Raw genomic sequence first — 20,550 nt, 5'->3', positions numbered from 1 at the left:
AATTGAAACTAAAAACTGTTTTAAATAAAACGAGGGTTATATGAAAATTTTAATAAAAACTATATTATGTATTTTTTGGATTTCGTTAGTCTTTGGAACTAACTCTGGCACTGGTAAGAATAAAGGCCTCGAGCCAGAATTCTTCGATAGTTATAAAAAAGATACTAGATCGTTTTTTTGGAACATTAATATGAATGTTCCTGTTTTAATATCTTACGCCTTCATTCCTGATAGTTTCCCCGAAATTAAAAAGGAGCTCTTTACCGATGCTCATAGACGTGAAAGTAGTTTAAATTTATCAGGATACTTTTATCGATACAAGACAGGAGATTGTATCAGAGTAGAGCAAGAGGGAATTGCTTTAAAGTCTTATAATGTTGTTGCTTGCCCAGCGAAAGTTATGAAAGAATTATTCTATGTTAAAGGATATGATTCACTCAAAGAACTTGTAAATGAGTTTAGAAAGTGTGCACTAAGTGAAAAAAATAAGGAGTGTATTCATTACTTTATAAATCCTGATTTTAAATATGAAACACAAATATCTAGTGTGATTCATCCTAGACTATATTTGAAAGAATATATCCTGACTAAGAAGCGATTGAAAAATATCGTGGATAGACTTGGGCAGTTGAATTTGAAAACAAAAGATGATGTTGAATATTTAAGGTTTACTATCGACGGTGAGTATAACAGTATGGGATTTAGAAAATCTGATATTTTTAATGGGAAGTGGGGAATAAGTGGAATTTATATTCGACCAGAAGAGATCGCTGATTAACTAAACGCTTAAAGATAATTATACTTATTCGGATTCAATTCAATGAATTTATCAAGTTACATTGAAGGATGTTCATTCTATCTTTTTGACAGGAGCCTTAATCGGAACTGGTAGTAAAACTTTTTATTATTAAAAACTTTTCGTTATTTGATTCTATAGACCCTATGTAAATGTTATGGTCGGCTGCCTCATAGTCGACCTCTAAAGTGTAATAAACGCTAAAGCCTGTGTCGAATTTTTTGAAGTTGTCTAGTTTGTTTAAAATAAGTTTGAAATCTTTTTTCTCAAGCTCATTTCTTAATAATTTTTCCTTCTTCAAGAAGAAGCCTGGTACATTTGGTGAAATTTCAACATTTGGAGAAATTAAGCCGCGCAGACAAACAAGGTCTTCTTTTTGTAGACAGTTTTTTAAGTCATTTTTAAAAGAGGCCCAATCGTGATGTTTTCGCATTTTTTTGTCTAATTCGAGTTTTTCTAAGACATGCTTTGGGCAGCCTATTTTTTTTAGTGGTTGTTTGTCTGTATCTAGTAAGTTGATTGATGCACATTCTTTAGATTGTTTATGATAAAGCGTCCCTGGTCCATATCTTAGGAGGTTTTTTCCATCATCATTGTCAGGGAAAAAAAGTAGTATGCCTCCACTACCTGTGACTTTATGTAGAGTATTGTATCTTGCAATACCATAATCTTCTGCAAATGTTATACTTGCTAGTAGCAAAATTAGGCCTTGAAGTAATACTTTTTTCATAGAATCTCCTTTATATGTAATTTTACCACATAAATTAAATTTAGAGGATTCTATAGATGAATATAATCGTTATCTTCGCGTAAGAATTAGTTTAAGCATCCCCATTTAACGCCTCAAGGAAAATCTTCCCAAAGCGCTTAAGCTTCTTAGGACCAACCCCGTAGATGCTTTCGAGGTCGTCGAGAGTTTGTGGACGTTGGGCGGCCATCTCCATAAGAGTCTTGTCTGGAAAAATCTTAAAGGCCTGTGTGCGTTTCTGTTTGGCAAGCTTTGATCGTAGAACTTTTAAATTCTCATACGTTGTTTTATCTGTTCCGTCATTAGGCTTATATGTGGCGACAGCTTTCTTGCGAGTTGTGGCCTTTTTGCGAACTGCTTTCTTCTTTGTTGCTTTTGTTTTAGTCGCAGACGACTTTGATGCTGGTGCACCTTTTTTAAAGTCGGCACGAATCATGACTTCTTTGCGATCTTCAATAACATCGATGGCCGATTGAGTAAGTTTAATCTCTGAGCTTCCATCCATAATCATTTTAAGATGACCTTGAGCAATTAGTTGGCGACAAAGAGAATAGAGAAACCCTTCGTCTTCTTTACTTGCATAACCAAAGCTTGTGATATGGTGGTGGCCATTTTTTTGAATGACGCCAGAAATATTTCCTTTGAGAACATCCACGATATAGTGGACGTTGTAGCGCTGGTCAGTTTCATAAACACAAGTGAGAACGGCCTTGGCAATTTCAGTTGCATTAATAAGCTTCTGCTTAGTCTGTTCACTTAAGCAGATATCACAATTACCACATGGGCCCTGATAGGGGTCATTAAAGTAATTAAGAAGAACTTCGCGGCGACAAGTTGTGGCCTCGCAAAAACCAAGAATGGCATCAAGCTTTTCTTCATTCACGCGGCGACGAGCTGCTGCGCCAACGCCTTTATTAGCAATTCTTTTTAAAAGAACAAGATCTCTTAGCCCATAGAACATCAGAACTTGAGAAGGAAGTCCATCTCGTCCTGCTCTTCCCGTTTCTTGATAGTAGGACTCAAGACACTTTGGCATATCCATATGGGCAACAAAGCGTACGTCGGCCTTATCAATACCCATTCCAAATGCAATGGTTGCCACAACGATGACATTCTTTTGAGTGATAAATTTCTCTTGAACTTTTTCGCGGTAACTGGCACTCATTCCCGCATGGTAGGCATAGGCCTTAAAACCAGCTTTAACTAATTTGTCTGCACATTCTTCAACACCCTTGCGTGAAAGGCAGTAGACGATTCCTGATTGGCCATCAAGATTGTCTTGAACAAATTGCGTGAGACGATAGAAGTCTTTTTCTTTCGTTGTCTTCTTTTGAACTTCATAAGTAATATTTGGTCGATCAAAAGAGCTGATAAAGAGATTTGAGCCATGGAGGTTTAGGCAGCGAATGATCTCACCACGTGTTGCTTCACCGGCCGTTGCAGTTAGAGCAATGCGAGGGATGTCTGGAAATTTCTTTGTGATCATGCCTAGCTGCATATACTCAGGTCTAAAGTCATGTCCCCATTGAGAAACACAGTGGGCCTCATCAATGGCAAAGAGAGAAATCTCAATGCGATCTAAGATTCGCTGAAAGTATTCGTTCATCATACGCTCTGGCGAGACGTAGAGAATCTTAATATTTCCATTGAGAAGATTTCCCACAATATCATCTTGTTCACTATGAGAAATTGATGAGTTTAAGTAAGCCGCTTCAACGCCTTTTTCAATAAGGGCATCAACTTGGTCTTTCATAAGAGCAATGAGGGGAGAGATAACAATGGCCGTCCCAAAGCGGGCAAGTGCTGGAATTTGATAACACAGAGACTTCCCACCACCTGTTGGCATGAGGACCAGTGCGTTATTTCCTGCAATGACACTTTCCACAATCTTTTCTTGATTGCCGCGAAAGGCACTATAACCAAATATATTTTGAAGTATCTCGATTCCTTGACTCACTTATCTAGTTTAACTGATGAAAGAGGGCCAGCAAAGCATTAATAAAGGCTTTGTTAAATCTTTGTAAAAAAGCGAAATGAGCTTCGCTATTTTTGCTGTGATGCCCTAAAATAATATGATTGGAGTTGTTATGAATAAATTTTTACTAGTTCTGTTAATTAGTCTCTCAACATTTGCTGCGCCGAAAGTTCTCTTTCTAGGAGACTCTCTTACTGCCGGTTATGGAATTGATCCAGAGAAGGCCTACCCAAATCTTGTGAAAGATATTTTAAAAAAAGATGGAATCGAAATTGAAGTGATGAATGCAAGTATCAGTGGCTCCACTTCTGCTTCTGCTGTTTCTCGCCTTAAGTGGTCTTTAAGAGGAAAGCCTGATGTCATGTTGCTTGCCTTGGGCGCAAATGATGGGCTACGAGGAATTAAGCTTCATTCAACAAAAGAGAATTTAAAAAATGCTATCAAGCTTGCAAAGAGTAAGGGTGTAAAGGTTATTCTCGCAGGAATGCAGATCCCACCAAATTATGGCCCTGAGTATACGAAAGAATTTCAAAGAATGTTTCCTGATTTAAAGAAAGAAGAGGGAGTTACACTACTTCCATTCTTACTTAAGGATGTAGCAGGACAGCGTCAGTATAATATTGACGATGGCATCCACCCAAATGAGGAAGGACACAAGATTATTGCAAAGACGGTCGCACCGTTTATAAGGAAAGCTTTATAATGACTGAATTAGTATTATCGCTCAAAGAAGTAAGAAAGGATTTTTCTCAAGGAGAAGAAATCCTCAATGTATTAAAAGGTGTTGAGCTTGGAGTTAGCGAAGGGGAGACCATCGCAATCCTTGGGAAATCAGGAAGTGGAAAATCAACGCTTCTTTCACTCTTATGTGGAATTGATGATGCCACTAGTGGTGATATTTCATATCGCAATAATTCACTTAAAGATCTAAATAGTGAAGAGATCACTGATCTTCGAGCAAAGCATATTGGTGTGGTCTTTCAACAATTTCATTTATTAGAACACTTAAATGCATATGAAAACGTCCTGCTTCCTCTTGAGGTTAATGGTGTTTCTGATAAAAGTCGTGTGGATTACTTTCTTGAAAAAGTAGGGATGAGTCACCGAAAGACGCATTTTCCAAATCAGTTAAGTGGTGGAGAGAAGCAGCGAATTGCCATTGCTCGCGCTCTCGTAACTCACCCTGGTGTTCTTTTGGCAGATGAGCCAAGTGGAAGCCTTGATGAGAATACAGGTGATGAAGTCATGAATCTCATTTTTGATATTGTTCGTGATGAAAAGATGAGCCTTGTTCTTGTCACTCACGATAAGGATTTAGCAAAGAGGTGTGAGAAGATCTATCACTTAGAAAATGGAGTGCTAAGTCTTGAAGCTTAAAATGGTTATGCGAGAGCTTAGAAGCTCTCCAATGTTCTTTATCATCTTTATTCTAAATCTCTCGATAGGAATGGTTGGCCTTTCAACTATTGAAGTTTTTAAGTCTTCTTTTGATAGTGCGCTTACAGCAAAATCAAAAACACTTCTCGGTTCTGATATTTCCGTGAGTTCACGTATTGCCATTACAAAAGATAGCTTAGAGATTGCAAAATCTAATCTCGACTATAGTGAGATGACTCGCAACCGCTCACTTTATTCGATGCTCTTTAACGGCGAAAAAAGTCGACTCGTTAATATCAGAGGTCTTGGAACTGGCTTTCCATTCTACGGCGATATCATCTCTAAAAGAGGTAAGAGCTTTAGGGAAATTAAAGATAATGAAGTCTTTATTTATCCTGAACTTGTTGGTCAACTTGGACTTGATGTAGGCAAGGAGATAAAGATTGGATCTAAAATATTTAAAGTCGCGGGAATTGTCGAAGAAGATGGTTCGGCCGGTTTTTCCATGGGGCAACTTGCTCCAAGACTCTATCTGAAAAATGAAGTCCTCGATTCTACTGATCTTATCAAACCTGGTAGTACAATTTGGCGAAGCCTACACTTTAAGATGGCAAAAGAGTTAAGCGACAAAGAACTTATTAAAGCAGAAAAGGATTTAAAAGCTAAAATCATTGACTCTTCAATTCGCATCCGCTCTCCTCAGTCTAACTCTGAAAGAGTGGGGCGTTCAATGGATTATCTCGCAGACTTTCTTGGGCTGGTTTCGCTGTGTGGACTATTTCTAGCAGGTCTTGGCCTCATCTACCTCTTTAGAGGATTCCTTTTAAAGAGAAGAAAGGATCTAGCGATTCTTGGCTTTATTGGCATGAAGAAGAAGGATATCTTTAAGATCTATACATTAAAGCTTTTCTTTCTAGGCCTATTTGGTTCACTTTTAGGAATTGCGATTGGGACGGCATTTAGTCCTGTTATTCAGAGCATGGTTAGTCGAAATTTAGGAATTAATTTTGAGCTAGATTTTAATCTTTCTACTTTCTTTGTCACAATGGCCGTTGGTGTTGCCTCAACTATTGTCTTGGCCCCAGCTCTTATTATTCCTTATTTAAGAGTTGATCAAAAGGCACTCTTTGATCATGATACGAGCCTTTCAAAGAACTTCTATGATTATTTGCTATTTATTCCAATTGTAATTTTCTATTGGGTAATGGCCATCTACTTATCTGAAAGCTTAATTGTTGGCAGTGCATTCATTGCAGTCTTCCTTCTAATTGTGGGGGTCTTCTTTCCTGTGGGAAGTTTTGTTCTTTCTTGGCTTGGAAAACTTAATCCAAAACTTAGCTTATCATCTAATATGGCCTTTAAGTACGTGACTCGTCATAAGATTTCAACTTTGTTTATCTTCTTATGTCTGTTCATTTCAACGAGTCTCATGACCCTTATTCCTTCAGTAAAGAATATCATTGGTGCAGAGCTTTCGATGCCGGCCGAGGAGCGCCCTGTTTATTTCCTCTTCGATATTCAACCTGAACAAGTTGAGGATCTAAAAACTTTTGTCTCAGATAAAAAATTAGAACTTCTCAATATCAGTCCAATGGTTCGTGGGCGACTCGTAAAGATTAATGGTGAAGGTTATAACCCTGATAAACTTAGTGATCTCACTCGTGAGGAACAAAGAGAACAACGTAGTCGCAATCGCAGTGCTAACTTAAGTTACCGCGATCATCTTGTAAGAGGTGAGGAGATTGTCGAAGGACGAATGCCTAAGCACTTTGATTTTGAAACTGATGATGTTGCGGAAGTTTCATTAGAACAGCGCTATGCGAGTCGACTGGGAATTAACCTTGGTGATGAATTAGAATACAATATTCTAGGGATGCCAATTATTGCTAAAGTTGTAGGCTTACGCTCAATTCGTTGGACGAGCTTCTTGCCAAATTTCTTTATCTCATTTGGGCCTGGGGTACTCGAAGATGCACCAAAGACTTTCATTGCTGCCATTGGAAAAGGTGATGGAGTTGTTAATGATCAGCTTCAATCTGACTTTGCGGCCAGGTTTCAAAATGTGTCATTAATTGATATTCAAAGCTCTCTTAAAAGAGTTGCCACTATAATGGAGAGTATCACAAAGATTCTCGTTACCATGAGTTTCATTGTCTTTCTTGTGGGACTTCTTGTGATCTACTCACTCATTGCCCACCAATTAGAATCTCGTCGAGAAGATATCTCTCTTATTAATATTATTGGGATTCGTTTTAGTGAGATTAGAAAGTCCATTATGAAAGAGATGGCCTTAATGTCTGTGAGTGCTGTTGTGGTAGGGATTACCTTAGGACAGCTTGTGACTTATGCTGTTGCAAAACTTCAATTCGATTTAAATTATATTTTCAGCTCTGTTGAAATTTTCGGCTTTGCTATTCTAATCATCGTTCTCTCAATCTTAATTTCATTTTCTTCATTTAATCGATTCATTCGAAAATAAGAAAGGGCCACTTTTGTGGCCCTTATATAAGTATTGAATCTACCAGTTATATCTTTCGGCACAGAAATAACGGTAATCGTATTCATAATCATTCAGCTCATCACGCAGATCTGCACATAGGTCATAGCCTGTCGAACATGAGTATGTGTAGAAAGTTCTCTCAACTGAATCGCTCCAACTATCAACAAGCTCGTAGTTACACGTATCATACGCGCTATAACGATGACGGTAGCCGTTGTAGATAAAGTATGGATAATCATAATCCCAGTAGTAACCATCAACATAAGAGACACGAACTCTTAGCCAGCGGTTATTGTAAACATAGATTGGTCTTACTGTTCTGTGGTAATCACGGGCCGTTGTCCAACGACGGTTGTGTCTTACATAGTCACGGTTTGGTGTGTGACGGTAGCGGCGGTAAGCACGTGTCGGATCAGGTCTTGTTGTTCGACGATCGTCATATCTTCTGTCGTCGTAGCGTCTGTCATCGTAACGTCTGTCATCATATCTTCGGTCACTGCGACGATCATCATATCTTCTATCGCGTTGTCTATTTCGGCGCGAGTCTCTGTTATATCTGCTATCTCGAGCATCACGCGAGCGACGATTTCTTAACTCGTCATCATTATTATTTCTTCTGCCTCTTTCCGGTGCGGCGAAAGTCGTTGCTGTAAGGGCCGTAAGGACTAGTAGTAGAACCAATTTTTTCATAAAATCTCCCTCTGAGTTTTAACTGAATTTGGCAATTTCTAGCGCGTGGGATGACTTTTTTGAAATTAAAATTTTGTTTAGCTAAGGAAATTTACTTTCTTACATTTTTAATTACGGGATTTTATATGCTTAGAAGATTTTCTTACAGGAAATAACCTTGTAATAAGGTAAAAGTGGCAAAAAGGCCTCATAAGAGGCCTTTAGTATTTGAAATTGATTATGCTTTTGATGCTAAGTAGTCATCATAGCTAACGTACTTATCTTCAATTACCTTTCCAGTTGTGTGGTCAAGGTCGATAATACGGTTTGCTACCGTTTGAATGAACTCGTGGTCATGAGAAGTAAAGATTAGGTTACCTTTAAATCTTGTGAAGCCTTCGTTCACTGACGTGATACTTTCTAGGTCAAGGTGATCTGTAGGTCCGTCAACAAGAAGAACGTTGGCTCCAGAAAGCATAAGCTTTGACATCATACAACGAACTTTTTCTCCCCCTGAAAGAACATTAGTCTTCTTAAGGGCCTCTTCTCCAGAGAAAAGCATCTTACCAAGGAAGCCACGAATAAATGTCTCATCCTTATCTTCTGAGTATTGTCTTAGCCAGTTCACAAGATCGTTCTTACCATCCATGAAGTAGCTTGAGTTATCTTTAGGGAAGTAGGACTTAGTGATTGTTACACCCCATTCAACAGAACCTGAATCTGGCTCCATTTCTCCCATAAGGATTTTCATAAGAGTTGACTTAGCAACATCGTTCTCACCAAGAAGAACAATCTTATCGTCTTTGTTAATCATGAAAGTAACATTATCTAAAAGTTTTACTCCATCAATTGTCTTTGTGATTCCATCAACACGTAGAATTTCTTTTCCTGCTTCACGCTTAGGATCGAATTGTACAAATGGATATTTTCTTGTCGACTTTGGAAGGTCATTAAGCTCAAGTTTTTCAAGTTGCTTTTGTCTTGAAGTCGCTTGAGATGACTTCGAAGCGTTGGCAGAGAATCTTTGGATGAAGGCCTTAAGTTCTTTGGCCTTGTCTTCTGCTTTCTTATTTTGATCAGCACGAAGTTTTTGAGCAAGCTCTGAAGACTTTCTCCAGAAGTCGTAGTTACCAGCATACGTTGTAATCTTACCAAAATCGATATCTGCAATATGTGTACATACCTTATTTAGGAAGTGACGATCGTGGGATACAACAATAACTGTCTTCTCATAGTTAAGAAGGAAGTTCTCAAGCCACTGAATGGCCTTGATATCAAGGTTGTTTGTCGGCTCATCCAGAAGAAGGATATCTGGAGATCCAAAAAGTGCTTGAGCAAGTAGAACCTTAACTTTTTCAGGTCCTGTAAGCTCTTTCATATATTTGTAGTGGTATTCAGTTCCAATCCCAAGGCCTGAAAGAAGAATCCCTGCTTCAGACTCAGCTTCATAACCATTCATTTCAGCAAATTCACTTTCAAGTTCTGCTGCTTTCATTCCATCTTCATCACTGAAGTCTTCTTTCATATAGATGGCATCTTTTTCTTTCATGATTGAGTAAAGCTTTTCGTTACCCATTAGAACAGCTTGAAGAACTTGTTCTTCTTCGTAAGCAAAGTGATCCTGCTTAAGAATAGAAAGTCTTTCACCTGGAGTAATATTGATTGTTCCTGTATTAGGTTCAACTTCTCCAGAAAGAACCTTGATAAACGTTGACTTACCAGCACCGTTGGCACCAATTAAACCGTAGCAATTACCTGGCGTAAATTTGATATTAACGTCTTCAAATAGCTTCTTGCCACCAAAGCTTAAACTAACATTGGAAGTGGAAATCATAAATTATCCTTCTTATTTAAATTTTCAATGAATTAACGGCTTCACCTTAAACTATTTAATGCGATTAGTCCATGGATTTACTGGACTGTTAAATGAATATTATTTTTGCTTAGAGCTGTCTAACTTTACTAGAAGTGGGCTTGGGCGAACAGTATGATACTGATATTACAAGGAGCTAGAGATGAAATTCTGGGCCACGCTCGTGGCGATAATCTTCTTTTTATTTAAGACTGTCCAAGTCGATGCACATCAGTCGCATTTTCAGACTACCTATAAAATTAAGATCTCTGATGATGGGCATCCTGCTGCACTCTTGGAATTACCACGTCGTTATTACTCAAAGCAAAAGTGGCCACTAGTGGTAAATATTCATGCTTATACCAGCTCAATCTTCCTTCAATATCTTCTAACTCGACTTTCATTTCATAAGGACAGGTTAGGTTTTATGATTCTTACACCTGAAGGGCGCAAAAATCCCGAAGGGGAGCGTTTCTGGAATGGCGGGAATTTCTGTTGTGATTTTTATCAGACAGGAGTTGACGACACTCTTTATATAAAAAATCTCATCGACTATATCGCAAATGATCCTCGTTTTGATCGCGTTGATATGAGTCGTATCTATTTCTTTGGTCACTCTAACGGTGGTTTTCTTTCGTTTAAGATGGCCTGTACTTATCCTGAATACGTTACAGCAATAGGGGTGTTGGGAGCAACACTAGATCTTCGTGATGAAAATGGTGAAGTGATCGTTGAACAGGACCCTTGTCCTGAAGTAAGGGCCATTCCTATTTTTCATATTCATGGAACAAAGGATAAAACGATTCCTTTTGCTGGAAAGGATTATTATCCAGAACATCCTTTTGGCCATGTCGGGGCCCAAGAAGCTGTGGAGAAGTGGATTTATCACAATCGCTGCAACTCCCAGTCTGATGACAATAGAACTAATGCTACTTGGTTTGTCAGAGGAAAGGAAACGACAATAAAGACTTATAGTGATTGTGAAGACGATGCCATTATAAAGTTTGCCGTTGTAAAAAAAGGTCAGCATGCAGAACTTTTGAGGTATTACTTTTATCGTAAGATGCTTAAGTTTTTTCTGAATTACAGCAACTCTCAAGTGGAATGAAATGATTCATTATTAAGCTGCAATTTAAGCATTCTTGTCTTCATTTGGACTCTTAAACATCTATAATAAAAGTAAATATGCAGCAAGGTGGTTTCTATGAGCAAAGAATATCAAATCATTTATATCAGCGAAAAAACTGGTGACTTTAAGCCAGAGAAAGACTTGGATAAGATTGTCTCTTCTTCGTTTAGAAATAATAACGCTAGAGATGTGACAGGTGTTCTAATGTACAATAGTGGTTTCTTCTTTCAGGTTATTGAAGGTAAGAAAGATGATGTTATCTACACATATAATAAAATTATTTTGGATCCTCGCCATCAGAATGTGAATTTACTCACGGATCGTGAGATTGAAAATCGCAGCTTCGAAAATTGGCCACTGGCCTTGGTTAAACTCAATGATATGGACTTAGATGTCATTGATCATGTGATAGCATGGAATGATTTAATCAATGATTCTCGTCGAAAAGAACCTATATCTCAGGAGAAGGTTGACCGCTTGATCGAAGCTTTACGCTACAAGATTGATATGGATACGATATCATCAAAAGCAGCTTAGGCTTTTCTCTAACTTGTTGGCGTGATAATATTTTATCATGTCAAATCAAGTTATCGTTGCCATTGTTGGAGGAGGCCCCGCCGGCCTCTTCTGTGCTTATGAATTATTAAATTCTGGAATAGAGGGAATTGAGGTTCACCTATATGAACAAACCGGTGGTGTTGGTAAGAAGTTCTTAGTTGCAGGAAATAGTGGTCTCAATCTAACTCATAGTGAAGAGCTAGATAAGTTTGCAAAAAAATATTTTAAAGATGAAGAGCGTTTTATTTCTTTATTAAAAGACTTTAGTGCAAGTGATCTCGTTTCATGGGCAAATTCCCTTGGTACGGAAACATTTGTCGGAACAAGTGGGAGAGTATTTCCAAAGAAAATGAAGGCCGCAGATATCTTACATCAATGGATGAATACACTAAAGTCACATGAAAACTTTCATCTGCATCTAAAGCACTCCCTTACAAATATTACGCCAGATGGTGATCTGATTTTTAAGCATGATCATAGCGATAAGGCCCAGAAAGCTGACTATTACATACTTGCAATGGGTGGTGGTAGTTGGACTAAGACCGGAAGTGATGGATTATGGATGGATTATATTGAGGCCCTCGGGGTAACAACCGCTCCTTTAAAGGCCATGAATTGTGGATTTGAAATTGATTGGTCAAAACACTTTCAAGAAAAAGTTGATCGTGGATTTGTTAAGAATATTGTTGTCTTTAATGAAACTCAAAGTGCAAGAGGAGAGATTATGCTCACTCCTTATGGTGTTGAAGGTGGTGCTGTTTATGCAATCTCAAATGGACTTCGTGATGAATTAGAAAAGACTCAAAGCGCTTATCTTCATATCGACTTTAAACCTGATCTAAGAATAGAAGAGGTCATAGAAAAGCTTTCAAAAAGAAGTAAGGATTCTCTAACTAATCGACTAAGAAAGCAATTAGGCTTAGATAAGATTGCTACTTCCTTACTTTATGAGGTTCTCGATCGCACAAGGGCCCAAGAAAATATTGAGTACTTGGCCATGACGATAAAGGATTGTCCGATTGAAGTAAGAAGAACGAGACCAATCGAAGAGGCCATTTCCACTTCTGGCGGTGTCTGCTTTGAAAATTTAAATGATGATTTGTCTGCTATTAAAAATAACCAGTATTACTTTGTTGGAGAGATGCTAGACTTTGAAGCACCAACAGGTGGCTATCTCTTACAAGGCTGTTTTTCGACGGCATATAGGGCCGTAAAATCAATAAAGAAGAAAGAAGGTATCGATGTTTAAACTACACGAAGTTTTAAAAAAAGACTTAATTGAAATAGATGATATGAAGCTTTCAAAAGTTATGCTCTTACCGGATACGGAAAATCCGTGGGCCGTTATTATTCCAAAACGTGAGGGGATTCGTGAAATTCATGAGCTCTCGTGGGAAGATCAAGTGACTTTACTAGAGGAGATTAATGAGGTTAGTCGCTTTCTTACAGGTAAGTATGCTCCTCAAAAATTAAATATTGGGGCCCTTGGGAATATGGTTCCCCAGCTTCATGTGCATATAATCTGTCGTTATGAAAATGATCGTTCTTGGCCTGGTGCTATATGGGGAACAAAGGCAAATAAAGAAACCTATAAAATCAGTGACTTAGAGAATACGTTTAGAGCACATTTTGAAGCATCGCGTTTATCTAAGTGACAAGGATCAGCAAAATAAATTTTTTTTCCTTTTTTCTTAGGAATTATGGGAACACTGAGGTAAAATCTCTTTAACGAAAAAAAATTTTTTACGAGGTTAATTAAATGAGTACAGGTAAAGTTAAATTCTACAATTCAGCTAAAGGTTTTGGATTTATCACAAAAGATGACGGTGGAGATCTTTTCTTCCACATTTCTTCAGTTCAAGGTGGAGAGCCAAATGACGGTGATAGCGTAGAATACGAATTAGGTGAAGGTCCTAAAGGTCCATGTGCCGTAAATGTAAAAGTAGTTCAAGGTTAATTTTAAATTATATATTTGAGTACTTAAAAAAGAAGGCCCACATTTTGTGGGCCTTTCTTTTTGTTATTGATTTAACTTGATTCCACTGTCTGAAATAGTAATCTTCTTGTCTTTATAAAGCATTCCAATCGTTCTTTTAAAGGTCTTCTTACTCATATTAAGGAAGTTCTTAATATCTTCCGGAGAACTCTTATCATTTAAAAATGAGGAACCACCATTTCTTTCTAAGAAGTCGATAATAATATCTTTTGAATCCACAAGATTCTTTACACCTTGTTCTTGGAGGGCGACATCAACAAGTCCATCCTCACGAAGCTTTTTTACAAATGCTTTATAGTATTTTCCACAAGAGACACGTTGAAAGATTTCATTCTTATAAATCATACCAATGAATTTCTTGTTTACGATAACTCTAAAACCTAATTCACTTTCTTTAGCGAGATATACGTCAACTTCATCGCCTACTGTAATATCGAAATCAGAAGACTCAATATACTTTCCAAGTTTTGTTGTTCCAAAGATACGGCCTGTTCCATCTTCTTTACAGATACGAACAATATGGGATTCAAATTTTCTAACTTTGATTTTCTGTTCATTACCTGGAACGAGAAGGTCTTTGGATGTTCCCCAGTCAAAGAAGGCCCCAAAGTCTTGGATTTCTATGGCATCGAGTAGGGCATATTCACCAACAACTGCAACTGGAAGTTCAGTCGTTGCTACTAATTCCCCTTGTGTATCAGGATAAACAAAGGCCTTAACTTTTGAACCAACTTCAATCTTTAAGGGTGCGAAATTCTCTGGAAGAAATACTTCCTGAATATTTTCTTCATCGATTAAACTATAGCCGTTATGAAGTTTTTTTAGGACTTTTAGAGTATTGTTTTTTCCTATATGGAGCATCTGTTTTTGCCTTTTTCTTAAATGGTGTTTTTGCTGCTGGTTTCGCCTGAGCTTTATATGCTTGAGCTTTGGCCTCTCTCTCTTCGCGTGTTCCTCGGTTCTTGATGATTAGACCGTTTAGAAACTTTCTTAGAACTTGATCTCCACACTCTTTGTAATTTGGGTGATCATCTTTGCGAAATAATGCTGATAGCTCAGTCTTTGTCATTTCAAAATCAACAAGTTTTAAGATCTCGATAATTTCAAAGTCTTTTAGAGAAAGGGCAATACGAAGTTTTTTTAAGATATCGTTATTCGTCATTATTTCTTTCCTAAGTGTTCGAATAATTCATTGAGACCGCGACGGCGACGAGCTTTCTTCTTTTCAATAATGATCTCTTGAGCTTCTTCTTTTTCCACTTTAGCTTTCGTTTCTTTCTTGCGTTTCTTCTGCTCTTCGAAATTATCTTTGGCAATAGAGACTTTTACAGTTCTACCATCAAGCATCGAACCATCAAGTCCATCGACTGCTTTTTGTGCCATTTGTTCATTTTGCATTTTGATAAAAGCGATACCCTTGCTCTTTTGAGTTCCAGGGATTGTTAGAAGGTTTACATCTTGAACGCGTCCATAGCGTGAGAAGATACCTTTAAGTTGCTCAGAAGTGATCTTGTAATTGAGATTACCTATGTAAACAGTTTTCATTTCTTACCTTGATTTTAACAATATTAATGCTGCAACTTAGCACTAAATGCTTAAGAAATGGGAAAAAATGCCAGAATCAGGTAATTTATTTGCGCTATTTTAGAAAGAATCCCAGATAAATTGGGCGACCTCTCCTAAGTGGTGCTCTTTTTTATGTCCTAAGCAAAATGTGACAGGAACTTTTGATTCGAGGTGCTTTAAATGGATGAGCTGGCCTTTCTTCAGTTCTTTTTCAATTAACGAGCAGGGAAGTCTTCCCCAACCAAATCCATTGAGAATAATCTCTTTCTTAGACGGCGTATCTGTCACCCTCCACTTGAGTGATTCTTCAATAACGCCAATACTTGTGGCGTCATCTGGAATAGTACTTCGTTGAATGATCTGTGGAAACTGTGCCAAGCTTTTAAAGTTTTGCTGTTTTTTTGGAAGGTCTAGAAATGGATGACCCTTGGCCACCACAAGATACATATCAACTTTACCAACAACTTTATAATCAAAGTTCTTTATACTAGAGAGATCTTCGAAAATTGCTAGATCGACCCTGTCGTTTAGAAGCATTTTTTCACCACTAAGTACTTCTCTTTCAAGAATAATTTCTGTGGAAGGGTAGCGGGCCATGGCATTTTTGATAATTGGATATAATCTATCTAGGCCATAAATTCCTGAGACTGAAATTGATAATCTCGTCTCAACATTTGATGAGATTTGTTGAGTTTTGTGAATGAGTTCATCATACTGTTTTGTGAGTTTTAGTGCCTCGCTTAAAAACTCTTGTCCCTTGGCAGTGATCGTTGGCCTATATGATGAACGGTCAACTAGCTCAAATCCCACTTGTTCCTCGAGATTGTTAATTGAGTAAATTACCGCTGACTTTGCCTTTGAAAGCTCTGAGGCAGCCTTTGTAAAACTTCCTGCTTTTTCTAAGGCCTGAAGACATTTTATTTGTTCAATTGTTATCCACATCATGGTCGAATTATAGCACAAGATGTCGCTAATAATGATCTTTATTTTCCTCTGTATTTTGTTAAGATATTTTAAAAATAATTTCATAATTCAAACGGAGGAATATTATGAGTAAATTTATGGTTTTCGCCCTTGCGGTATTTACTGTATTTGCAACTAACGCAGAAAAAATTGATACTTCAAAATCAACAGTTTTCTGGCAAGGTACTAAGGTAACAGGTCGTCACTTCGGTACAGTTAAGATTAAGTCTGGTGATGTTAAGCTTGAGAAAGGTCAACTTGTATCAGGTAAGGTTGTTGTTGATATGAACTCTTTTACTGCAACAGACCTTCAAGGTGAGTGGTTAGATAAATTAAATGCACACCTAAAAAATGAAGACTTCTTTCATGTAACTAAGTACCCAACAGCTACTCTTGATATTAAAAAAGTTGAAGGATTCACTGTAACAGCTGACCTTACAATTTTAGGAAAGACTAAAGAAGTTAAGTTTCTGGCCGCTCAAAAAGGTAAGAACTTCGTTGGTTCACTAGAGTTTAATCGTACAGATTTTGGTCTTAAGTATGGATCTGCTTCATTCTTTAAGAGCCTTGGTGATAAAGCGATTGATGATAAAGTTAGTTTAGCATTTGATGTTGTTGTAAAATAAAAATAAACTTTCTTAGACTCCAATAAAAAAGGCCGCTTCATGCGGCCTTTTGTTTTTATGTTAATTTCTTATCTAAGTATCTTTGGGTAACAACTGCTCCAATTATATCACCTTCAACGTTTACGGCCGTTCTAAAGGTGTCCAGAGGCCTTTCAATTACCAGAAGAATACCAATTGCTTCTAGTGGAATCCCCGCGGCCAAAAGCACCATCTGCATCCCTGACATTGAACCTGACGGCATTCCTGGGGCACCTACTGAAGAGAGCATGGCCATAAAGAAGATGGAAAACATTGCAACTCCTGAAAGCTCGACTCCATAAAGGTTTGCTAAGAAGATCGCTGCAATCCCTTCAAACAGGGCCGTCCCATCCATATTCATTGTGGCACCTAGTGGAAAAACAAACCCACTAACACCTTTTGAAACGCCTAATTCCTCTTCACAAGTTTGCATTGTTACAGGGAGAGTTGCAGAACTCGACGCTGTTGAGAGAGCAAGAAGTAAAGGCCTTGCAGTCTTCTTAAATAGCTTTATTGGGTTTAATCCACCAAAGAACCAAGCAATCGATGGCAGAACTAGAAGTCCATGAACCATTGTTGCACCGAAAACTAAGAGGGCAAATGAGAGAAGTTCTGAAAAGATATCTCCTGATACTTTGACTTTAAAATCAAAGACGATGGCAAAAATACCTATTGGACTCAAATTAATGATCCAGTGAAGGACCCGATTAATGACGATATTGAGATCCTTAACGATTTGATAAAGGGGACTCGAGGTATGATGAACAATAAGTAAAGATAAGCCTAGAAGTAGTGCTGCAGTTACAATCCCAAGGATATTATTATTTGCTAGGGCATGGAATGGATTGACAAGTGCTGTAGTAAAAACATTCTTAATAACAAGTGGAATTGAGTTTGAGCCTTCAGCAATAAACTTTGCAGGTTTTTGCTGCTGAATTGAATCTTTTGTTTTAATTGTCACACCTGAATCTTTCCAAGGGTGGATAAAGAAGACTGCTGTTAGTCCAATAATGATTGCAATGATTGTCGTTGAGATATAGTAAGTAATTGTCACCATTCCCATGGACTTAAGTTTTGTGATCTCACCAATACTAATGATCCCTCCAATTAGGGAGAAGAAGATCATTGGTGCAATCATCATCTTAAGAGAGCTGATGAAGACATCTTTAATCATGACGATTATTTGATAAATATCTGGTGGGTTTTTTGACGTTGCCCAAAGTGGATCACCAAAGATTGATCCTAAAATATATCCAAGTACACCTGCGACGAGTACCCAGAAGCTTAAGTTTTTGACTACTTTACTCATTTATTATCCTTTCTGAAAGTACATGAATGTTTATTTTAATCCTTAATTAGAATTAAAAAAAGGTTTATAATACTTCTTATGAAAGAAAGATGCGCATGGTTAAAGTTATCCAATAAACAATATGTCGATTATCACGATAAAGAGTGGGGAAGACCTGTTCACGACGATAGAACTCTCTTTGAATTCCTCATTTTAGAAGGTGCACAGGCCGGCCTAAGCTGGGAAACTGTTCTTAACAAAAGAGATCATTATCGTAAGGTTTTCTATAACTTTGACGTAAAGAAAGTTTCTAAGATCACTCCTGCCAAGATTGAAAAGATCTTGTTAGATCCAGGAATTATTAGAAATCGCCTAAAAGTTGAGTCAACGGTATCGAATGCTAAATATTTTCTCGAAGTTCAAAAAGAATTTGGAAGCTTTGATAAGTATATTTGGTCATTCACCAATGGAAAGACAATTTATAATACCTTTGCAAGTCTAAAAGATTATCCTTCTAAGACTGAGTTAAGTGATAAAATTTCAAAAGATTTGAAAAAGAGGGGATTCCGCTTTGTGGGAAGTACGATTATCTATGCTTTCTTGCAGGCCTGTGGAATTGTTCAGGATCATGGCCAAAATTGTTACCTACATGGAAAGAAACTTAGAAAACTTAAAGTTTAATAGATAGTTCCTCTAATATAACCTTGTCCCATAAGGTCGTTTAGGCCAATGATATTGACCATCGTGCGTTGTAGCTTTGGTCCAAGCTTTGATCTTCTAAGACTTTCAACGAGTAGAGTTGCCTTATCTTTTGTTAATTCATTAGAGCGTAGTCTATCGAGTATACGATAGATCTTTTTTGCCAATTTTAGATTCTCTAACTGCTTAAGTTTTTTCTTTTCTCTTTGAGAAAGGCGATTTGTTTGTCCATTATGGGAGTCTTCGTAAACATAGTTACTTCTTTCAAATTGTCGTCTCTTTCCTTCATCAATCCAAATTAGTGAGTTTGTATAATCAAAGGCAAGAGCTATGGACTCCCATAGGTCAAAGTCCTCTGTATGAATAAGCTTTGAAATCGCCTTTGTCGAAAATATCAATGAAGAGTAAATTTGAACCTTGCCGTATTTCTTCTTTCTATCAAAATCGATTCTCATGCCATTGTCGAGGTATCTTTCATAGAGAAGATCGGCCTCTTTATTTAGCTCTTTTCCTGTTGCGATTTCATCAACGTAAGAATAACTAAGCTCCATACTGAAGCTTGAAGTAGCATCAACGTTGGTTGGGATTATTGCTTTAACTTCAAAGCTGCGTTTTTCAGCTCCGGAAAATCCTTTGTGATCAGTAATCTTCTTGTGCTCAACGATGTCGTAATTGTAGGCATCTCCATTATTAAATGTAGTCGTGTACTTTCCATCTTCTTTTATGTAGCGTGCACCAGATTTCCAAAGCAATAGATTCAGTCCCCAATTGAACTCACTATTTCTGACATCGCCTTCTTTTTGAATATAAAGATCAACGCTCTTATTTCTAGCTTCTTCAAGATCTTGAAGCTTTGAGAAATCCTGACTAAGAAAACTTAGGTAGGCATCAAGTCCTTCTTGGGTACTCAGATCTACTTTATAGACAATTTCGTTAATTTTACGCTCTCTCTTCTTGTAGTTAAATACGATAGGAGAGTAGCCATTAGATCCATTAATTCCAATTGAAATTGGAAGATCGATAACCTCATCTAAGAAAATACTTAGCCCTGAGCCTAGGCCTTTTGATCTTTCACTTAAGTTCTTAATTGTAATCAATGCAATATCATGGGCAGCTTTTTCAATTGTAATGTCAAGAGACTTCATGACCTTAAATTTTGCCTTAGGCCCAAAGCGATCTAAGATGGGGATAACGACGTCAAGAAAATCCAACCAGATTAAATTCATACGTGTTGCAAATCCGCTCATAAGAACTGTATTGATCTGCTCACCATCACTTAATTGATTAAGCTTCTCTCTTGTCAGTGGCAGCTCGTTAACCTTCATATGATTCAGGTTTATGGCCTGTTCATAAGAACTAACTGTTGTTACCTTTGAAAACTTTCTCTCTTCAATAGGTGAGCCTTGGACAACAGGTAGGATTGTTTTAAAAAGAAAATTAACTCCTATATAGGCCATCTGTTCTAAAACTGGCGCATTTAATGTAATTGAATCCACCACAAGAAATTGTCCGTTAATAGTGGGGTAGATACTTCTTTGAACCTTAGGTCCAGTCCATCCTTTTTGATATATTGTACCAAAGTATTGAAGCTTAAGTTGAGTATCAATCCATTCTTGATTATCTTGAAGCTCTTCGAGGTTGTGCCATCTCTTATTTACGAGACTCTCGATATCTCTTAAAACGGCGTGATTTTCCTCGACAACAAAATCAAATGCCCAGGTACTAGTATTAGTACCTAGAGCAATGATTATTGTGAATATTAGAGTGAAAATAGCTTTCAATTAACTTCC

At 37.6% G+C, this 20,550-nt stretch carries 21 protein-coding genes; 11 read left to right on the top strand and 10 right to left on the bottom strand.

Annotated elements, in window-relative coordinates:
* Positions 1–40: 40 nt before the first annotated feature.
* Positions 41–778, top strand: coding sequence for a hypothetical protein (locus ACRXC1_RS10650; RefSeq protein WP_433658640.1), 738 nt, complete (start codon positions 41–43; stop codon positions 776–778).
* A 97-nt stretch (positions 779–875) separates the two neighbouring features.
* On the opposite strand, the gene ACRXC1_RS10645 is transcribed toward ACRXC1_RS10650, so the two are convergent.
* Both ACRXC1_RS10645 and recQ read right to left on the bottom strand, forming a co-directional pair.
* Positions 876–1,526, bottom strand: a complete 651-nt coding sequence (locus tag ACRXC1_RS10645; protein WP_433658638.1) for a hypothetical protein — start codon at positions 1,524–1,526, stop codon at positions 876–878.
* 91 nt (positions 1,527–1,617) lie between these two features.
* Positions 1,618–3,501, bottom strand: a complete 1,884-nt coding sequence (gene recQ / locus ACRXC1_RS10640) for a DNA helicase RecQ (protein WP_433658636.1) — start codon at positions 3,499–3,501, stop codon at positions 1,618–1,620.
* Positions 3,502–3,631: 130 nt separating this feature from the next.
* Between recQ and ACRXC1_RS10635 the strand changes: the two genes are divergently transcribed.
* Genes ACRXC1_RS10635 through ACRXC1_RS10625 form a run of 3 tightly spaced genes read left to right on the top strand, consistent with a single transcriptional unit; the run spans position 3,632 to position 7,375 of the window.
* Positions 3,632–4,222, top strand: coding sequence for an arylesterase (locus ACRXC1_RS10635; protein ID WP_392909217.1), 591 nt, complete (start codon positions 3,632–3,634; stop codon positions 4,220–4,222).
* Complete coding sequence (locus tag ACRXC1_RS10630) at positions 4,222–4,896, top strand: ABC transporter ATP-binding protein (protein ID WP_392909219.1); 675 nt, start codon at positions 4,222–4,224, stop codon at positions 4,894–4,896. The genes ACRXC1_RS10635 and ACRXC1_RS10630 overlap by 1 nt, the downstream gene beginning before the upstream one ends.
* Entirely contained in the window at positions 4,886–7,375 is a 2,490-nt protein-coding gene (locus ACRXC1_RS10625) for an ABC transporter permease (protein ID WP_433658633.1), read from the top strand. The genes ACRXC1_RS10630 and ACRXC1_RS10625 overlap by 11 nt, the downstream gene beginning before the upstream one ends.
* A 39-nt stretch (positions 7,376–7,414) precedes the next feature.
* Here the strand turns inward: ACRXC1_RS10625 and ACRXC1_RS10620 are convergent, their stop codons facing one another.
* Positions 7,415–8,086, bottom strand: coding sequence for a hypothetical protein (locus ACRXC1_RS10620; protein ID WP_393060991.1), 672 nt, complete (start codon positions 8,084–8,086; stop codon positions 7,415–7,417).
* 217 nt (positions 8,087–8,303) lie between these two features.
* Positions 8,304–9,899, bottom strand: coding sequence for an ABC-F family ATP-binding cassette domain-containing protein (locus ACRXC1_RS10615; protein ID WP_433658630.1), 1,596 nt, complete (start codon positions 9,897–9,899; stop codon positions 8,304–8,306).
* Between the two features lie 181 nt (positions 9,900–10,080).
* Between ACRXC1_RS10615 and ACRXC1_RS10610 the strand changes: the two genes are divergently transcribed.
* The 5 genes from ACRXC1_RS10610 to ACRXC1_RS10590 all read left to right on the top strand — a co-directional run bounded on the left by ACRXC1_RS10610 (position 10,081) and on the right by ACRXC1_RS10590 (position 13,561).
* Positions 10,081–11,025 carry an alpha/beta hydrolase family esterase gene (locus tag ACRXC1_RS10610; RefSeq protein WP_433658628.1) on the top strand — a complete coding sequence of 315 codons (945 nt, stop codon included), beginning with the start codon at positions 10,081–10,083 and terminating at the stop codon, positions 11,023–11,025.
* Between the two features lie 96 nt (positions 11,026–11,121).
* A complete protein-coding gene (locus tag ACRXC1_RS10605; RefSeq protein WP_392859829.1) occupies positions 11,122–11,583 on the top strand; it encodes a BLUF domain-containing protein in 462 nt (153 codons plus the stop codon).
* Between the two features lie 37 nt (positions 11,584–11,620).
* Positions 11,621–12,853: a TIGR03862 family flavoprotein gene (locus ACRXC1_RS10600; protein WP_433658626.1), complete on the top strand. Its 1,233-nt coding sequence runs from the start codon at positions 11,621–11,623 to the stop codon at positions 12,851–12,853.
* Positions 12,846–13,259: an HIT family protein gene (locus ACRXC1_RS10595; RefSeq protein WP_433658624.1), complete on the top strand. Its 414-nt coding sequence runs from the start codon at positions 12,846–12,848 to the stop codon at positions 13,257–13,259. Before ACRXC1_RS10600 ends, ACRXC1_RS10595 begins: the two co-directional genes overlap by 8 nt.
* Positions 13,260–13,363: 104 nt before the next feature.
* Positions 13,364–13,561 carry a cold-shock protein gene (locus ACRXC1_RS10590; protein ID WP_021267754.1) on the top strand — a complete coding sequence of 66 codons (198 nt, stop codon included), beginning with the start codon at positions 13,364–13,366 and terminating at the stop codon, positions 13,559–13,561.
* A 63-nt stretch (positions 13,562–13,624) separates the two neighbouring features.
* On the opposite strand, the gene ACRXC1_RS10585 is transcribed toward ACRXC1_RS10590, so the two are convergent.
* The 4 genes from ACRXC1_RS10585 to ACRXC1_RS10570 all read right to left on the bottom strand — a co-directional run bounded on the left by ACRXC1_RS10585 (position 13,625) and on the right by ACRXC1_RS10570 (position 16,111).
* Complete coding sequence (locus ACRXC1_RS10585; protein ID WP_392909233.1) at positions 13,625–14,461, bottom strand: CvfB family protein; 837 nt, start codon at positions 14,459–14,461, stop codon at positions 13,625–13,627.
* A complete protein-coding gene (locus ACRXC1_RS10580; RefSeq protein WP_392909235.1) occupies positions 14,409–14,762 on the bottom strand; it encodes a DUF1456 family protein in 354 nt (117 codons plus the stop codon). Before ACRXC1_RS10580 ends, ACRXC1_RS10585 begins: the two co-directional genes overlap by 53 nt.
* Complete coding sequence (locus ACRXC1_RS10575) at positions 14,762–15,145, bottom strand: RNA recognition motif domain-containing protein (protein WP_392909237.1); 384 nt, start codon at positions 15,143–15,145, stop codon at positions 14,762–14,764. The genes ACRXC1_RS10580 and ACRXC1_RS10575 overlap by 1 nt, the downstream gene beginning before the upstream one ends.
* 99 nt (positions 15,146–15,244) lie before the next feature.
* A complete protein-coding gene (locus ACRXC1_RS10570) occupies positions 15,245–16,111 on the bottom strand; it encodes a LysR family transcriptional regulator (RefSeq protein WP_433658620.1) in 867 nt (288 codons plus the stop codon).
* Between the two features lie 104 nt (positions 16,112–16,215).
* Here ACRXC1_RS10570 and ACRXC1_RS10565 point away from each other — a divergent pair, with 104 nt between their 5' ends.
* Positions 16,216–16,755 carry a YceI family protein gene (locus ACRXC1_RS10565; RefSeq protein ID WP_392909241.1) on the top strand — a complete coding sequence of 180 codons (540 nt, stop codon included), beginning with the start codon at positions 16,216–16,218 and terminating at the stop codon, positions 16,753–16,755.
* Positions 16,756–16,810: 55 nt separating this feature from the next.
* Here the strand turns inward: ACRXC1_RS10565 and ACRXC1_RS10560 are convergent, their stop codons facing one another.
* Entirely contained in the window at positions 16,811–18,082 is a 1,272-nt protein-coding gene (locus tag ACRXC1_RS10560; RefSeq protein ID WP_433658617.1) for a dicarboxylate/amino acid:cation symporter, read from the bottom strand.
* 78 nt (positions 18,083–18,160) lie between these two features.
* Here ACRXC1_RS10560 and ACRXC1_RS10555 point away from each other — a divergent pair, with 78 nt between their 5' ends.
* Positions 18,161–18,742, top strand: a complete 582-nt coding sequence (locus tag ACRXC1_RS10555) for a DNA-3-methyladenine glycosylase I (protein ID WP_392909243.1) — start codon at positions 18,161–18,163, stop codon at positions 18,740–18,742.
* Here the strand turns inward: ACRXC1_RS10555 and ACRXC1_RS10550 are convergent.
* Positions 18,739–20,541, bottom strand: a complete 1,803-nt coding sequence (locus tag ACRXC1_RS10550) for a hypothetical protein (RefSeq protein ID WP_433658615.1) — start codon at positions 20,539–20,541, stop codon at positions 18,739–18,741. The genes ACRXC1_RS10555 and ACRXC1_RS10550 overlap by 4 nt on opposite strands.
* Positions 20,542–20,550 lie beyond the last annotated feature (9 nt).

Source organism: Halobacteriovorax sp. GFR8, assembly GCF_050955245.1.
In the GTDB taxonomy this organism is placed as follows: Bacteria; Bdellovibrionota; Bacteriovoracia; order Bacteriovoracales; family Bacteriovoracaceae; genus Halobacteriovorax_A.
This window is presented reverse-complemented; position numbering and strand designations above follow the sequence as displayed.

What these genes read in the sequence shown, in the direction of transcription:
- ACRXC1_RS10650 (WP_433658640.1), top strand. Translation starts at nt 41, where the DNA reads ATGAAAATTTTAATAAAAACTATATTATGTATTTTTTGGATTTCGTTA.
- ACRXC1_RS10645 (WP_433658638.1), bottom strand. Translation starts at nt 1,526, where the DNA reads ATGAAAAAAGTATTACTTCAAGGCCTAATTTTGCTACTAGCAAGTATA.
- ACRXC1_RS10635 (WP_392909217.1), top strand. Translation starts at nt 3,632, where the DNA reads ATGAATAAATTTTTACTAGTTCTGTTAATTAGTCTCTCAACATTTGCT.
- ACRXC1_RS10630 (WP_392909219.1), top strand. Translation starts at nt 4,222, where the DNA reads ATGACTGAATTAGTATTATCGCTCAAAGAAGTAAGAAAGGATTTTTCT.
- ACRXC1_RS10620 (WP_393060991.1), bottom strand. Translation starts at nt 8,086, where the DNA reads ATGAAAAAATTGGTTCTACTACTAGTCCTTACGGCCCTTACAGCAACG.
- ACRXC1_RS10615 (WP_433658630.1), bottom strand. Translation starts at nt 9,899, where the DNA reads ATGATTTCCACTTCCAATGTTAGTTTAAGCTTTGGTGGCAAGAAGCTA.
- ACRXC1_RS10610 (WP_433658628.1), top strand. Translation starts at nt 10,081, where the DNA reads ATGAAATTCTGGGCCACGCTCGTGGCGATAATCTTCTTTTTATTTAAG.
- ACRXC1_RS10605 (WP_392859829.1), top strand. Translation starts at nt 11,122, where the DNA reads ATGAGCAAAGAATATCAAATCATTTATATCAGCGAAAAAACTGGTGAC.
- ACRXC1_RS10600 (WP_433658626.1), top strand. Translation starts at nt 11,621, where the DNA reads ATGTCAAATCAAGTTATCGTTGCCATTGTTGGAGGAGGCCCCGCCGGC.
- ACRXC1_RS10595 (WP_433658624.1), top strand. Translation starts at nt 12,846, where the DNA reads ATGTTTAAACTACACGAAGTTTTAAAAAAAGACTTAATTGAAATAGAT.
- ACRXC1_RS10590 (WP_021267754.1), top strand. Translation starts at nt 13,364, where the DNA reads ATGAGTACAGGTAAAGTTAAATTCTACAATTCAGCTAAAGGTTTTGGA.
- ACRXC1_RS10585 (WP_392909233.1), bottom strand. Translation starts at nt 14,461, where the DNA reads ATGCTCCATATAGGAAAAAACAATACTCTAAAAGTCCTAAAAAAACTT.
- ACRXC1_RS10580 (WP_392909235.1), bottom strand. Translation starts at nt 14,762, where the DNA reads ATGACGAATAACGATATCTTAAAAAAACTTCGTATTGCCCTTTCTCTA.
- ACRXC1_RS10575 (WP_392909237.1), bottom strand. Translation starts at nt 15,145, where the DNA reads ATGAAAACTGTTTACATAGGTAATCTCAATTACAAGATCACTTCTGAG.
- ACRXC1_RS10570 (WP_433658620.1), bottom strand. Translation starts at nt 16,111, where the DNA reads ATGATGTGGATAACAATTGAACAAATAAAATGTCTTCAGGCCTTAGAA.
- ACRXC1_RS10565 (WP_392909241.1), top strand. Translation starts at nt 16,216, where the DNA reads ATGAGTAAATTTATGGTTTTCGCCCTTGCGGTATTTACTGTATTTGCA.
- ACRXC1_RS10560 (WP_433658617.1), bottom strand. Translation starts at nt 18,082, where the DNA reads ATGAGTAAAGTAGTCAAAAACTTAAGCTTCTGGGTACTCGTCGCAGGT.
- ACRXC1_RS10555 (WP_392909243.1), top strand. Translation starts at nt 18,161, where the DNA reads ATGAAAGAAAGATGCGCATGGTTAAAGTTATCCAATAAACAATATGTC.